The organism is Dactylosporangium sp. NPDC050588 (assembly GCF_040654975.1).
GTDB lineage: Bacteria > Actinomycetota > Actinomycetes > Mycobacteriales > Micromonosporaceae > Dactylosporangium > Dactylosporangium maewongense.
This window is the reverse complement of the sequence record NZ_JBFAJA010000083.1, coordinates 23,766-35,762: the sequence shown is the minus strand read 5'-3', so window position 1 is coordinate 35,762 and position 11,997 is coordinate 23,766. Positions and strand designations below refer to the sequence as shown.

Annotated in this window: 15 protein-coding genes; 11 read left to right on the top strand and 4 right to left on the bottom strand. The window is 74.8% G+C overall.

Features of this window, described 5'->3' with window-relative positions:
• The first annotated feature begins 118 nt into the window (after positions 1-118).
• From AB0I21_RS43620 to AB0I21_RS43605, 4 genes are all read left to right on the top strand, one after another.
• On the top strand, positions 119-1,432 hold the full coding sequence (locus tag AB0I21_RS43620) for a cytochrome P450 (protein WP_360569702.1): 1,314 nt from the start codon (positions 119-121) through the stop codon (positions 1,430-1,432).
• A gap of 43 nt (positions 1,433-1,475) precedes the next feature.
• On the top strand, positions 1,476-2,468 hold the full coding sequence (locus AB0I21_RS43615; protein ID WP_360569700.1) for an AraC family transcriptional regulator: 993 nt from the start codon (positions 1,476-1,478) through the stop codon (positions 2,466-2,468).
• Positions 2,459-3,190 (top strand): SDR family NAD(P)-dependent oxidoreductase, encoded by a 732-nt coding sequence (locus AB0I21_RS43610; RefSeq protein ID WP_360569698.1) that lies wholly within the window; start codon positions 2,459-2,461, stop codon positions 3,188-3,190. Before AB0I21_RS43615 ends, AB0I21_RS43610 begins: the two co-directional genes overlap by 10 nt.
• Before the next feature lie 94 nt (positions 3,191-3,284).
• Positions 3,285-3,677, top strand: coding sequence for a hypothetical protein (locus AB0I21_RS43605; RefSeq protein WP_360569696.1), 393 nt, complete (start codon positions 3,285-3,287; stop codon positions 3,675-3,677).
• A 6-nt stretch (positions 3,678-3,683) separates the two neighbouring features.
• Here the strand turns inward: AB0I21_RS43605 and AB0I21_RS43600 are convergent, their stop codons facing one another.
• Entirely contained in the window at positions 3,684-4,241 is a 558-nt protein-coding gene (locus AB0I21_RS43600; RefSeq protein ID WP_360569694.1) for a phosphoribosyltransferase family protein, read from the bottom strand.
• 33 nt (positions 4,242-4,274) lie between these two features.
• Here AB0I21_RS43600 and AB0I21_RS43595 point away from each other — a divergent pair, with 33 nt between their 5' ends.
• Positions 4,275-4,805 carry a hypothetical protein gene (locus AB0I21_RS43595; RefSeq protein ID WP_360569692.1) on the top strand — a complete coding sequence of 177 codons (531 nt, stop codon included), beginning with the start codon at positions 4,275-4,277 and terminating at the stop codon, positions 4,803-4,805.
• A gap of 165 nt (positions 4,806-4,970) precedes the next feature.
• Here AB0I21_RS43595 and AB0I21_RS43590 read toward each other — a convergent pair whose 3' ends face one another.
• Entirely contained in the window at positions 4,971-5,621 is a 651-nt protein-coding gene (locus tag AB0I21_RS43590; protein WP_360569690.1) for an RraA family protein, read from the bottom strand.
• A gap of 207 nt (positions 5,622-5,828) precedes the next feature.
• Complete coding sequence (locus tag AB0I21_RS43585; protein ID WP_360569688.1) at positions 5,829-6,728, bottom strand: hypothetical protein; 900 nt, start codon at positions 6,726-6,728, stop codon at positions 5,829-5,831.
• A 30-nt stretch (positions 6,729-6,758) separates the two neighbouring features.
• Here AB0I21_RS43585 and AB0I21_RS43580 point away from each other — a divergent pair, with 30 nt between their 5' ends.
• The 5 genes from AB0I21_RS43580 to AB0I21_RS43560 all read left to right on the top strand — a co-directional run bounded on the left by AB0I21_RS43580 (position 6,759) and on the right by AB0I21_RS43560 (position 10,007).
• Positions 6,759-7,163: a hypothetical protein gene (locus AB0I21_RS43580; RefSeq protein ID WP_360569686.1), complete on the top strand. Its 405-nt coding sequence runs from the start codon at positions 6,759-6,761 to the stop codon at positions 7,161-7,163.
• 62 nt (positions 7,164-7,225) lie between these two features.
• The gene (locus AB0I21_RS43575; protein WP_360569684.1) at positions 7,226-7,741 is read left to right on the top strand and encodes a putative immunity protein; all 516 of its coding nucleotides are present in this window, start codon (positions 7,226-7,228) and stop codon (positions 7,739-7,741) included.
• A 111-nt stretch (positions 7,742-7,852) separates the two neighbouring features.
• Complete coding sequence (locus AB0I21_RS43570) at positions 7,853-8,833, top strand: DUF1152 domain-containing protein (RefSeq protein WP_360569682.1); 981 nt, start codon at positions 7,853-7,855, stop codon at positions 8,831-8,833.
• Positions 8,834-8,910: 77 nt separating this feature from the next.
• A complete protein-coding gene (locus tag AB0I21_RS43565) occupies positions 8,911-9,438 on the top strand; it encodes a hypothetical protein (RefSeq protein ID WP_360569680.1) in 528 nt (175 codons plus the stop codon).
• Positions 9,435-10,007, top strand: a complete 573-nt coding sequence (locus AB0I21_RS43560; protein ID WP_360569678.1) for a hypothetical protein — start codon at positions 9,435-9,437, stop codon at positions 10,005-10,007. The genes AB0I21_RS43565 and AB0I21_RS43560 overlap by 4 nt, the downstream gene beginning before the upstream one ends.
• A gap of 108 nt (positions 10,008-10,115) precedes the next feature.
• On the opposite strand, the gene AB0I21_RS43555 is transcribed toward AB0I21_RS43560, so the two are convergent.
• Positions 10,116-11,090, bottom strand: a complete 975-nt coding sequence (locus AB0I21_RS43555) for a LysR family transcriptional regulator (RefSeq protein WP_360569676.1) — start codon at positions 11,088-11,090, stop codon at positions 10,116-10,118.
• An 11-nt stretch (positions 11,091-11,101) separates the two neighbouring features.
• Here AB0I21_RS43555 and AB0I21_RS43550 point away from each other — a divergent pair, with 11 nt between their 5' ends.
• A complete protein-coding gene (locus AB0I21_RS43550) occupies positions 11,102-11,974 on the top strand; it encodes a serine hydrolase (protein WP_360569674.1) in 873 nt (290 codons plus the stop codon).
• Positions 11,975-11,997: the final 23 nt, after the last annotated feature.

Here is an 11,997-nt window from a genome sequence, read left to right as displayed (position 1 = left end):
CGATCGTAACGAACGTGTTCGTGAGCGCCCAGCGATCGTGACGGACGAGACGGTTTGCTCCCCCAGCGCCCGGCCGCCGCGGCGTTTCCCCGACCGGGGGCCGGGTAGCCGGGACGACATGACAGCATCGACGGCCACGCCCGCCCGGACCGCCCCGTCCGCGCCGCCCGCGACGGCGTCGGCCCTCGACACGGCGAAGGTCGCCCTCGCGGTCGTCGCCCCGACGCTCCTCCAGGGCGTCATCCGCCGGCGACCGCGGATGGTGCGCTTCGCGCGGCGGGTCGACGCCGACAAGCGAGCCGGGCGGCTCCTGCAGCGGCTGCGGCGCCAGTACGGTGGCAGCCCTCTGATGCTGAAGGTGCCGGGCCGGTCGTTCGCGGTGGTGCTGTCGGCCACGGACGTCGAGCGGATCCTGCGGGAGACCCCCGACCCGTTCACGCCCGCCACCACCGAGAAGCGCGCGGCGCTGCGCCACTTCCAGCCGCACGGCGTGCTCATCAGCACCGGCGAGGAACGCACCCACCGCCGCATGTACAACGAACGCGTCCTCGACACCCAGGAGACCGAGCACCGCCAGGCCGACGCGATCGTCGCCGCGATCCGCGACGAGGTCCGCCGCGGCGACCCGGCCGGCGACGCCCTGGACTGGCGCCGGTTCTCCACCATGTTCGCCCGGATCGCCCGCCGCGTCACGCTCGGCGAGGCCGCCCGCGACGACGAGCGGCTGACCCGCGAGCTCGACCGGCTGCGCGACGCCGCCAACTGGGCCTACCTGCGCCCCCGCCAGGAAGGCCTGCGGCAGCGGTTTCAGCGCCGCGTCGACGCGTACGTCGCCCGCGCCGAGCCCGGCAGTCTGGCAGGCATGATGGCCGGCACCCCGTCGACCACCGACGTCGACCCGGCCGGCCAGGTGCCGCACTGGCTGTTCGCGTTCGACGCGGCAGCGGCCACCGCCTTCCGCACCCTGGCCCTGCTCGGCTCGGACCCGTCCCGCGCCGAGACCGCCGCCACCGACCTGCGCTTCCTTGGCGCATGCGTGCAGGACACGCTGCGCCTGTGGCCGACGACGCTCGCCATCCTGCGGGAGAGCACCCGCGAGACCGACTGGGACGGCGCCACCCTCCCGGCGCACACGTCGCTGATCGTCATGAGCTCGTTCTTCCACCGCGACAAGGGCATGCACTACGCCGACAGATTCGCGCCCGAGGTCTGGCTCAGCGGCGCGGCCCGCCGCAGCCCGCAGATCTTCCCGTTCAGCGCCGGCCCCGCCGGGTGCGCCGGCCGCAACCTCGTCCTGCTCGTCACCACCACACTGCTCGCCGAGCTGCTGCGCACCCACCGGTACACCTCAGTCCAGCCGCTGGGCCCGCCGCTGCCCGGCACGTTGGACCACACCCGGATCCAGCTCCGCCGGTACCCGATCGCGGCGTGATCGTTCAATACACGCGGACCGGCAGCGCCTACCGTTGCCGGTCATGGACGACTTCGCAAGCGGGGCGCTGGTCGCCGCGGTGCTGCGGTCCCTCGCGGACGACGGCATCACGGTCTCCACACCCGCGCCGGGCGGTGCGCTGGTCCCGCTGGCGGTGAAGCGCCGCCTGCTCGCCGGCGTGGCCGCCACGCACGGGCTCCTGCCGCTGCTGCGCGTCGGGCTGGCCCTGCCCCGCCTGCCGCCCGACCCGGCGATGTCGGCGCTCGCCGCCGCCACCGGCCCGCAGGACCTGTTCGGCCGCTGGGCCAGGCTCGAACGGTTCGTGCACTCCCGCCACCGCGTGGTGGTGCACGCGTCGGGCGAGCGCACCCTCACCGCGTCCCACACCGGCCCCGCCGACGAGCCGCCCACGCCCGCCGAGGACGCGTTGGTCGCCGGTGTACTGGTGGCGCTGCTGACGGCCACCGGCGTCCACGGCCTCTCCCTGACGTTCGGCCCGTGGCCGGTCTACGCCGACGGGACGTTCACCGCGCCACCACCTGACCACCGGGGTGGGCCGTGGCACTTCACCTGGACCTCGGTCGCCGCGCCCCCGGCGCCGTCGCGGGCCGGGACCGACCCGGCGCGGGCGCTGCTCGCCGGCGACCTCGTCCGCCGCTGGACGCTGCGCGACCTGGCCGCCGAGCTCGGCATGTCACCGCGCACCGCGCAGCGGCACCTGCGCGCCGAGGGCGGGTTCAGCGGGCTGCTCGCCGCCGCCCGCGCCGACGCCGCCGCGGGCCTGCTCATCGACACTCGGCACGCGCTCGGCGTCGTCGGCTTCGCCAGCGGCTACACCGACCAGCCCCACTTCACCCGCGAGTTCCGCCGCCGGACCGCGATGACCCCCGCCGCCTTCCGGTCGGCGTTCGCCCGTCCGGTGGCGTTCGCCCGTCCGGTGGCGTTCGCCCGTCCGGTGGCGTTCGCCCGTCCGGTGGCATCCGCCCGCCCAGTCGCGTTCGCCCGCCCAGTACAGGAGACACCGCAATGCACCTGAACGACCGGACCGTCCTGATCACGGGCGCCAGCCGCGGCATCGGCCGGGAGCTGACCCGGCAGGCGGTCGCCCGCGGCGCCCACGTGGTCGCCGTCGCCCGCGGCTTCGACGGCCCCGCCGACGACCGCGTCACCCGCTGGCCGCTCGATCTCGCCGACCCCGCCGCCGTCGCCGACCTCGCCGACCGCGTCACGCAGCGGCACCCCGACCTGTCGGTCGTCTTCAACAACGCCGGTGTGCAGACCCTGACCGACTTCCTCACCGAGGACCCCCGCGACCTGCGCCCGGTGCTGCGCCGGGAGATCGCCGTCAACCTCGACGCGGTCGTCGCCCTGTCCACCGGCCTACTGCCACACCTGCGCCGCCAGCCGTCCGCCGCGATCGTCAACGTCACCACCGGCCTGGCGCTCGCCCCGAAGCGGTCCGCCCCGGTGTACTGCGCGACGAAGGCCGCCGTCCGCTCCTTCACCCGCGCCCTGCGCTACCAGTGCCAGGACGCCGCCCCGCACATCCGCGTCGTCGACGCCGTCATGACCCTCGTCGACACGGACATGACCAGCGGCCGCGGCGCCAACAAGATCACCCCCGCGGCGGCCGCCGCGTCCATATTGGACGGTCTCGGCCGCGGCACCGACGAGATCCTCGTCGGCAGGTCCAGGCTGCTGCCGCCGATCATGCGCCTGTCACCCGCCCTCGGCCACCGCATCCTGCGCAACACCTGACCGCACGGCGTCTCCCACGCCGAAATCCGGGTGCCGGCCCGGGCCGCCGGCGCATACCCTGGCCGGCGGCGGCCGAGACGGGGAGGTGGCGGCGGTGGCGCGCAGGAGCCCGCAGGAGAAGAAGGCGCTGAGCTACGCCAAGGACCGGCGCAACGACTACGGCGAGCACGACAAGAGCTCCCGCAAGAACATCCGCCGCAACAAGCGCCACCCGAACCGCGCCGACCGGCACCGCTCGCACCAGGTCCTCGCCGCCGCGACCGGCCCCGCCTCGGCGACGGCGTCGGAGGCCGCCGAGACGAAGCTGCTCGCCAAGAAGTCGATGTGGCTCACGAAGCGGTGGCGCAAGCACCGCGACGCGCCGCTCGCCGACATGCTCACGTACCAGCTGCGCCGCCGCGCCCGGCTCGGCATCGACGCACCGTCCACGACCGAGGCCCGCATCGACCGCATCCGCGACGCCCGGGACCGCGCCGGCCGGCGGTAGGTCCCCTCACAGGTCCCGCAGGTGCAGCAGCGACCTGAGCCCCAGGTCGCGGCGCAGCCGCGCGTCGTCGAGCGCGTCGACGAGACTGGCGAACCCGACCCAGCCGGCGCCCGCGCCGTCGACCATCGCGCGGACCGTCCGCGCCTGGCTCCCGGTGTCCACCCAGTCGTCGACGGCGAGCACCCGGTCCGCCGGCCGCACCAGGTTGCGCCGGAAGCCGAGCTCCAGGTGCCGGTCCCGGTAGTCCGGCGGCGTCGTGCGGCGGATCCACTGGTCGCTGTCCCCGGCCGGCGCCCGGTCCTTGCGCACCTCGACGAACCCGACCCCCAGATGCAGCGCTACGAGCGGCCCGACCAGCGACCCCCGCGAGTCCGGCCCGAGCACCACGGTCGGCTCCGCCCCGGCGAACAACCCCGCCAGCGCCGGCCCGAGCAGCCCGAGCAGCTCCGCGTCCCGCCACCAGCCGGTGATGTCGGCATACCGGCTCTTGTCGGTCCGGTCCCCGCGCCACACGAACGCCTCGCGGAGCCGGCCCCTGACATCCACCACCCCGCCCGCGGCCACGCCCGGAGTATAGGCCGTGCCAGACTCGGTGCCGTGCTCGACTTCGTCCCCGTGGAGGGCGGCCGGTGGCACGGGCTGCTGTTCGCGAACCAGGCCCTACCGCCGCGCCTGACCTGGTGCTTCGACTTCCGGTTCGAGGACGTGCCCGACGATGACGACTTCAGCCCGCTCAGCCTGGCCGTCGAGTGGATGCCGGCGCCGGCGGACAGCTGGCGCCGGACGGGCGGGCTGCACCTGGCGAGCGCCGCGTTCGGGGAGCCCGCCGAGGCGAGCGTCTACCACTACATCCACCACCGGTTCGAGGCCGTCGACCTCCGGCTGGGCGAGCAGGACGGGCCGTCGCTGCGAGCGGCGGTGTCCCTGTCCGGCGACGCCGACCGCCTGGGCGTCGACCCCGTCCACGCCGACGCCACGCTCACCTTCGCCGGCCTGCTCGTGGCGCTGCCGGGCGTCACGGCGCCGGCCGACGCGCTCGCCCGGCTCGCGGAGTTCACCGACACCACCGGCCTCGTCCTCGACCCGTCGGGTGCGACCGCGGCCCTACGGTTCGTGCCGTCCGCCTGACGCCGCCGGCGCTCGCCGCCGACCCGACCCGTCCCGGCTCACCGGCGAGGTGTTGACGGCGTTCCTGGCCGGGTCGTCGGCGACCACCGCGCCCGCCGGTTCTGCCGCCGGCACGGGTTCGTCGAGGTGGGAGCGTACGGCGTCGGCATGGTGCCGCGCCTGCCGTCAGAGGGTGAACCGCAGCCGTGACGGCTCGCCGCGGGTCAGGCGGTCCGCGTGCTCCGCGGTGTTGAGCACGTCGGCGAGGGCGGCGCCGGCGGCGAGGCGCTCCGCGACCTGCGCCTCGGTCGCCATCACCTGCGCGGCGGCGGTGAGGCGGGCGACGGCGACGGCCGGGTCGAGCACCACGATGCCGTCGTGGTCGGCGATGACGATGTCGCCGGGGTGGACGGGCACGCCGCCGCAGCTGACCGTGGCGCCCAGGATGCCGGGCTTCGTCGTGGTGCCGGCCTTCGGGGTGACGTGCCGGCTGTAGACGGGCAGCCGGCACCCGGACACGAACCGCAGGTCACGGTAGCCGCCGTCGACGACGATCCCGGCCAGGCCCTTGCCCAGCGCGACCCGTGCGAACAGCTCACCGGCGAGGGCGGTCTCGCCGCCGTCGACCACCAGTACATCACCCGCCGACGCGAGCTCGATCGCCTGGATCACGCCGAAGAAGTCGTCCCGGCACCGGACCGTGACCGCCGGGCCGCACAGGACGGGATTCGCCGACCGGCAGCGCAGCGCGGGCGACATGACCCGCACGTCGTCGCCGACGTCGCACAGCGCCGTGGTGTCGACTTCGGCGGCGAGGCGGCGGATCTCATCCATCATCCCGCGACGGTACCGTGCGGCGCCGGCTACTTCCGGTCGACCTGAGCGCAGGGCGTCGCGTGCTGCCCGGCCGGTGCCGACATCGTGACCACGCCCTGCTGGTAGCCGACGGCCAGCTCCAGCGCCAGCCCCCGCCCCCTGCTCCTCGAATGTCGTGCATTGACAGCAGGAGTGGATCATCAACCCCGCACCGGCCTCCGGGTCGCTTCAGAACAGCGCCTGCTGCCCCGGGAGCGGGTCGTCGTCGAGCAGGCCGTCGAGCCGCCACAGGCGGAGCCCTTCGCCGTCCCTCGTCAGCCACGTGCCGGGCTCCGCCGACCGGCGGACGTCGCGTTGCGGCGCCGGATACTCGACGACCGAGCGCACGCGCAGCGTGGCCGCCGACAGCAGCAGGTGCCGCTCCAGCTCCGTCTCGTGGTCGTCCAGGTTGTACGCGGCAAGCACCAGCGCCTCGCCGACCACGGCGGACGCGAGCAGGTACGCGCCCGGGTCCGTGGGCTTGTCGGCCGCGACGGCGTTCGTGGCGACGTCCCGGACCGTGAGGCGGGTCCCGTCGCGGGCGCTCGCCAGGTACCTGGGTGCCGTGCGGTGCAGGTCGGTGAGCGTCACATCGGGCACCGCCCGGACCACGATGCCGGCGGTCGTGGGGCGGGCCAGCCAGCTACGGTCGCCGGCGAGACCGGTCCAGTCGCCGCGTGGGTCGTCGATCCAGGTGGACCAGCCGGGGTGGACACCGAGGAGGGCCGCGCCGATCAGGCGTCCGGTGGCCGTCTCCCGCGCGCCGAGCCGGTCGCCGGCCAGGGTCCACAGGACGCCGCGCCCGTCCAGGTGACATTCGGTGACGCCCTCGAGGGCCTTCCGCCACACCTGCCGGCCGCGCAGGTCCTCGACCGTGACGACGCCGTCGGTGACGGTGCCGATGCGGGTGCCGTCGCTGGACACCACGCCGCAGCCGCCGCCGACGGTCGCCCTGACGCGCAGTCGCCGGTCGAGGAGGTGCGTGGCGTCGTCGTCCGGGTCGGTGACCAGCCAGCCGCCGCCGGCCACGGGCCCGACCTGGCCGGACGCCGCCCCGACGCGGGACTCGGCGATCAGGCTGGGGCGCATCCGCAGCACGATACGGTTATCGTGCTGCGGATGAGCCGCTGGGCGTGGGTGAGGTGCGGAGTCGCGCTCGCCGCCACCATCGGGATCGCGCTGCCGACCGCCGGGATGACGATCCTGCGCGGCGACGCGCCCGGATTCTTCGTGGTGATGGTGGGTGTGTCCGCCGGGCCGGCCTGGCTGTACGCGTGGCTGGTGCGCACCCCGGTCATGTCGATCCTGGTCGGCGTCGCGTACGTGCTGATCGACGTGCTGCTGCCGATCCCCGGCTACCGCGAGGCGTTCGTGACCGGGGCGGGCGCGGGCGGCTGGCTGTTCTGGTACGACGGCCTCCTCGGTGTGCCCCTGGCCTGGCTGTCGTTCCTGGGCGGCTGGGGCATCGACGCACTGATCAGGTACTCCACGCCGCCACGACCCGACGTGATGCGGCGCGGATGAGCTGAAGTCTCAACCGGCGGTTCAACGGTACGGTTGACAGGCATGAACCGTGGGAACGCCGCATGATCCTGCCGAAGATCCGGGACCCCCGCTTCATCACGATCCGGCGCGGCGGGACGCTCACCGACGACGACCACCACCTGCTCGCGCTGTGGGCCGCCGTGTGCGCGGAGCACGTGCTCGGCCACTTCGAGGCGGCCCGGCCGGGGGACCTCCGGCCGCGCCGGGCGATCGAGGCCGCCCGGGCGTGGGTGCGGGGCGAGGTGAAGATGATGGAGGCCCGGGCGGCGGGCGGGCACGCGATGGGCGCGGCCCGGGACCTGCGCGGTGCCGCGCGGCACGCCGCGTACGCCGCCGGGCAGGCCGCGGTCGTCGCCCACGTGGCTGCGCACGAGCTCGGCGCGGCCGCCTACGCCATCAAGGCCGCGCGGGCGGCCGCACCCGCCGGCACCGGCGACGCGGCGGCGCGACGGGAGTGCCGGTGGCAGCGGGACCAGCTGCCGGACGCCGTCCGCGAGCTCGTCCTCGACGACCAGCGGCTGCGCAACGACATCTGCTGGTCGGTGTTCGAGTGCTGAGTCGCGACGGCATGACGCCGCTCGCGCGAAGATGGCAGCGGAGGCGTCCCGCAGTCCCGAGCGGCTCGCCGCGGGGTCTGCCCGGCGGGCAGCATGGTCGATCATGAGTTGGTGACCAACGCCGACGCGGTGTCCTTCTCGCTGGCCGTGCCGCCGCTGTTCGGCGCGCTCGCGCCGGCGCGCAACGTGCTCGTCGCCGGGGCGGGTGGTGGGTTCGACGTGTACGCCGGGCTGCCGCTCGCCCTCGCCCTCTGGGAGGGTGGGACGCGGGTGCACCTGGCCAGCCTGTCGTTCTCGCAGCTGGAGCTCGTCGACCGGGCCGCGTGGATGACGGAGCAGGTCGTGGCGGTGCGGCCGGACACGGAGAGCCCCGACTGGTACTTCCCCGAACGCGCCCTCGCCCGCTGGCTGGCGGCGCACGACCTGCCACCGACCGTGTACGCGTTCCCGCCGCTCGGCGTGCAGACCCTGCGGGACGGCTACCGGCACCTCGTCGAGCACCTCGACATCGACGCGGTGGTGCTGGTCGACGGCGGCACCGACATCCTGCTGTGCGGCGACGAGAGCGACCTCGGCACCCCGGTCGAGGACATCACCAGCGTCGCGGCCGTCGCCGGCCTCGACGTGCCGGTCAAGCTGGTGACCAGCCTCGGCTTCGGCATCGACGCGCACGACGGCGTCAACCACGTGCAGGTGCTGGAGAACCTCGCCGCGCTCGACCGCGACGGCGGCTATCTCGGCGCGCTGTCCATCCCGGGTGCCGGCCGGGAGGCGGTCCTGTACCGCGACGCCGTCGCCGCCGCCCAGGCCGCCACACCCGACCGGCCCAGCATCGTGCAGGGCCAGATCGCCGCCGCCACCGCCGGCGAGTTCGGCGACGTCCGCTTCACCCACCGCACCTCCGGCGGCGCCCTGTTCGTCAACCCGCTGATGGCCGTCTACTTCACCGTCGACCTCGACACGCTCGCCGCGCGCTGCCTGTACCTCGACCGCATCGAGCACACGATCGGCCGCCGCCAGGTGATCACCCGCATCCAGGCCTTCCGCGACGAGCTCGCCACCGCCCGCATCCCCCGCGCCTTCCCCCACTGACGTCGCGGGGCATCGCGGTGGGGCGGTTTGTGCGAGACTGGCGCCGCTTTCGAGGATCTCGCTCGCACGGAGACATGATGACGCTGCAGTACCACCGCCCCAAGTTCTGGCTGCTCGCGCTGTACTTCCTCGCCGGGTGCACGGTCATCTGGCTGTCGCAGACCGGCGTCGAGCTGACCGTGCTCGTGTTCGTCAACCTGGGCTCGACGGCGCTGCTGATCCTGGGTGGGATCGCGATCCTGTTCTCGCTCTGGCAGCTGCGGGAGGCGTTCCGGCCGGACCCGGTGGTCATCGGCGAGGCGGGGCTGCAGCTGAAGGTGGCCGGCATCAACCGGCTCGTGCCGTGGGGCGCGATCGACGCCGTGTTCCTCGAGCCGTACGTCAACCCCGGCAGCGACACCCGCACGCACCGCCTCGTGCTGACCCCGGCGCCCGGCGTCGACCTGGGCGCGAAGACGGACTACGGCAACCAGGCCGACGGTCGCCCGTCGATCGTCCTGCTGGCGGTCGACGAGACCGTGCACACCGCCGCCGAGGTGGCCCAGGCGCTCACGGCGTACGCGGGCCCGCGGTTCCTGCCGTCGCCGCTCAGCATGGAGAAGTGACCCCGGACCGCTGGGCGCGCTGCTGGACCCCGGCCGAGGTGGCCCGCCGCCTGACCGGGGTCACGCTGCCCTGGTACGTGGCGGGCGGCTGGGCCCTCGACCTGTTCCGCGGCGAGCAGACCCGGGAGCACCACGACATCGAGATCGGCGTGCCCGCCGGGCGGTTCGCCGAGCTCCGCTTCCCCGGCCTCGTGTTCGACGCGGTCGGCGGCGGTCACATCTGGCAGGACGCGGACCAGCCGGCCCTGGACGCCACGCGGCAGACCTGGCTGCGCGACCCGGCGACCGGCGACTACCTGCTCGACGTCTTCCGCGAGCCGCACGACGGCGACACCTGGATCTACCGGCGGGACGAGACGGTCCGCTACCCGTACCGCGACATCATCCGGCGCACCGCGGACGGCGTCCCGTACCTGATCCCGGAGCTGGTGCTGCTGTTCAAGGCCAAGGAGCCACGCCCGAAGGACCAGGCGGACTTCGACGCGGTGCTGCCCCTGCTGGGCGAGTCGCAGCGGCGGACGCTGGCCGCCCTGCTCGCGGCGCACCCGTGGCGCGCGGCGTTACTGTAGCCGGCAGTGCTCGACGTGCAGCTCCGCGGGCGGGTTCCGGCGGTCGTGGTAGCGCCCGATCCTGCCCAGGTTGAGCTCGGCGCAGCAGTGCGTGTCCGGGGTCCGCGGCTACGGGTCGAGGGCCGGCGTGTTCGCCTTGTCGAACACCACCGACCACGGGCCGGGCGAGCCGAGGATGCGGCCGGGGCCGTCGGCGCGGGGGCGCAGCACGGCGCCGGCCAGCTCGCCGAACCGGGCGGCGGCCGGGTGCGGGGCGCGGCGCGGCCACACCGCCGACGTCTCCTGCCACAGCGGGTCCCCGGCGAGCGGGCGCCACGCGACGCGGGGTTCGCGGCGCACGGCGTCCTCGCGCTCCAGGCCCACCCCGAGGCCGGCGAGGACGAGCCCGCACAGGAACTCGGGGTTGCGGGCGTGCCGCACCCGCGACGGCACGAAGCCGAGGTCACGGCATTGACCGAGGAGGGTGTCGTACCAGGTGGGCGCCGTCGCCCGGGGAAACACGACGAGTCCCTGCCCGGCGAGCTGCCCCGCGGTGACCTCGGTGAGCCGGGCCAGCGGCGAGACCCGCGGCAGCACCACGCCGAGGCGGACCCGGGTGACCGGGCCGCGGCGCAGGTCGGCGGCGTCGACCGGGTGGTGGACGAGGCCGACGTCGAGCCGGGCGGCGGCGAGCAGGTCGAGCTGCTCGGCGGTGGTGAGCTCCTGCAGGTCGACGTCGACGCCGGGCGCCTGCTCGCCGAGGCGGCGCAGCAGCTCGCCGAGCGCGGCCGCCGGCGTCTCCGGGGGCACGCCGGCGCGCAGCGTGCCGAGGTCGCCGTCGCGGATGCTGTGCATGAGCGCCCGCAGCCGCCGTTCGGCCGCCAGGAACTGGACCGCCTCGTCGCGCAGGGCGCGGCCGGCGTCGGTGAGCTCGGTGCCGCGCGGCAGCCGGTCGAAGAGCGTGACGCCCAGCTCGCGCTCCAGCCGGCGCATCGCCTGGCTGAGCGGCGGCTGGGCGATGCCGAGCACCTCGGCGGCCCGGCTGAAGTGCAGCTCCTCGGCGACGACGAGGAAGTACCGCAGATGCCTGGACAGGTCGGCCATAGGCTGACCCTATGTTGATCGAGGAGACCTTCGCCGCCGCCGGGGTGCGGGGCCGGCTGCACGCGCGCGACATCGACTCGGGCCGCACGGTCGGGGTCCGCGCCGGCGAGCAGGTCGTGCTGTCGTCGATCGTCAAGGTGCTGCTGGTCCTCGAGTTCGCCCGGCAGGTCGCTTCGGGGGCGCTCGACCCGGCCGAGCGCGTCGTCGTCGGTGCCGGCGACCGCTTCGGCGGCTGGGGCACCGCCGGGTGCGCCGACGACGTCGAGCTGTCGCTGCGGGACCTCGCGTACTTCGCCATCTCCATCAGCGACAACACCGCCGCCGACGTGCTGCTGCACCGGCTGGGCGGCCCGGACCTGCTGGCGCTGCTCGCCGCGGAGCTCGGCCTGGACCGCACGCGGGTCGTCGGCGGCCCGCGGCAGATGCTGGAGTCGATGTTCGCCGACATCGGGGCCCGCGACGACGCGGAGTTCGCGCGGCTGTTCCCGACGCTGCCGCCGGAGCGGGTGGCGGCGCTGCGCGTGTTCGACCCGCGGCGCACGACGTCGAGCACGCCGGAGGAGCTGACCCGGCTGCTCGGCATGCTCTGGCGGGACGAGGCGGGACCGCCCGCGGCGTGTGCCGCGGTCCGGGAGCTGATGGGCCGTCAGATGTCGTGGACGAGGCTCCGGTCGGGGTTTCCGGCGCCGGTACGGGTGGCCGGCAAGACCGGCACGCTGCCGGGGCTCGCGATGGAGATCGGTGTCGTGGAGTACCCGGACGGCGGGCGTTACGCGGTGGCCGTGTTCGTCGACGGGGGCGGCCGCACGCCCCGCATCGACGTGGACACCGCACTCGGCCGCGCCGCGGCCGTAGCCGTCGGCATGCTTCGTGACCAGCGCTGATATCCAGTCGCGTATGGGCGGTG

Excerpts from the sequence above, each read along its gene's own strand:
- AB0I21_RS43620 (WP_360569702.1), top strand. The coding sequence starts at position 119 with ATGACAGCATCGACGGCCACGCCCGCCCGGACCGCCCCGTCCGCGCCG.
- AB0I21_RS43615 (WP_360569700.1), top strand. The coding sequence starts at position 1,476 with ATGGACGACTTCGCAAGCGGGGCGCTGGTCGCCGCGGTGCTGCGGTCC.
- AB0I21_RS43610 (WP_360569698.1), top strand. The coding sequence starts at position 2,459 with ATGCACCTGAACGACCGGACCGTCCTGATCACGGGCGCCAGCCGCGGC.
- AB0I21_RS43590 (WP_360569690.1), bottom strand. The coding sequence starts at position 5,621 with ATGATGGATGAGATCCGCCGCCTCGCCGCCGAAGTCGACACCACGGCG.
- AB0I21_RS43585 (WP_360569688.1), bottom strand. The coding sequence starts at position 6,728 with ATGCGCCCCAGCCTGATCGCCGAGTCCCGCGTCGGGGCGGCGTCCGGC.
- AB0I21_RS43580 (WP_360569686.1), top strand. The coding sequence starts at position 6,759 with ATGAGCCGCTGGGCGTGGGTGAGGTGCGGAGTCGCGCTCGCCGCCACC.
- AB0I21_RS43575 (WP_360569684.1), top strand. The coding sequence starts at position 7,226 with ATGATCCTGCCGAAGATCCGGGACCCCCGCTTCATCACGATCCGGCGC.
- AB0I21_RS43565 (WP_360569680.1), top strand. The coding sequence starts at position 8,911 with ATGACGCTGCAGTACCACCGCCCCAAGTTCTGGCTGCTCGCGCTGTAC.
- AB0I21_RS43555 (WP_360569676.1), bottom strand. The coding sequence starts at position 11,090 with ATGGCCGACCTGTCCAGGCATCTGCGGTACTTCCTCGTCGTCGCCGAG.
- AB0I21_RS43550 (WP_360569674.1), top strand. The coding sequence starts at position 11,102 with ATGTTGATCGAGGAGACCTTCGCCGCCGCCGGGGTGCGGGGCCGGCTG.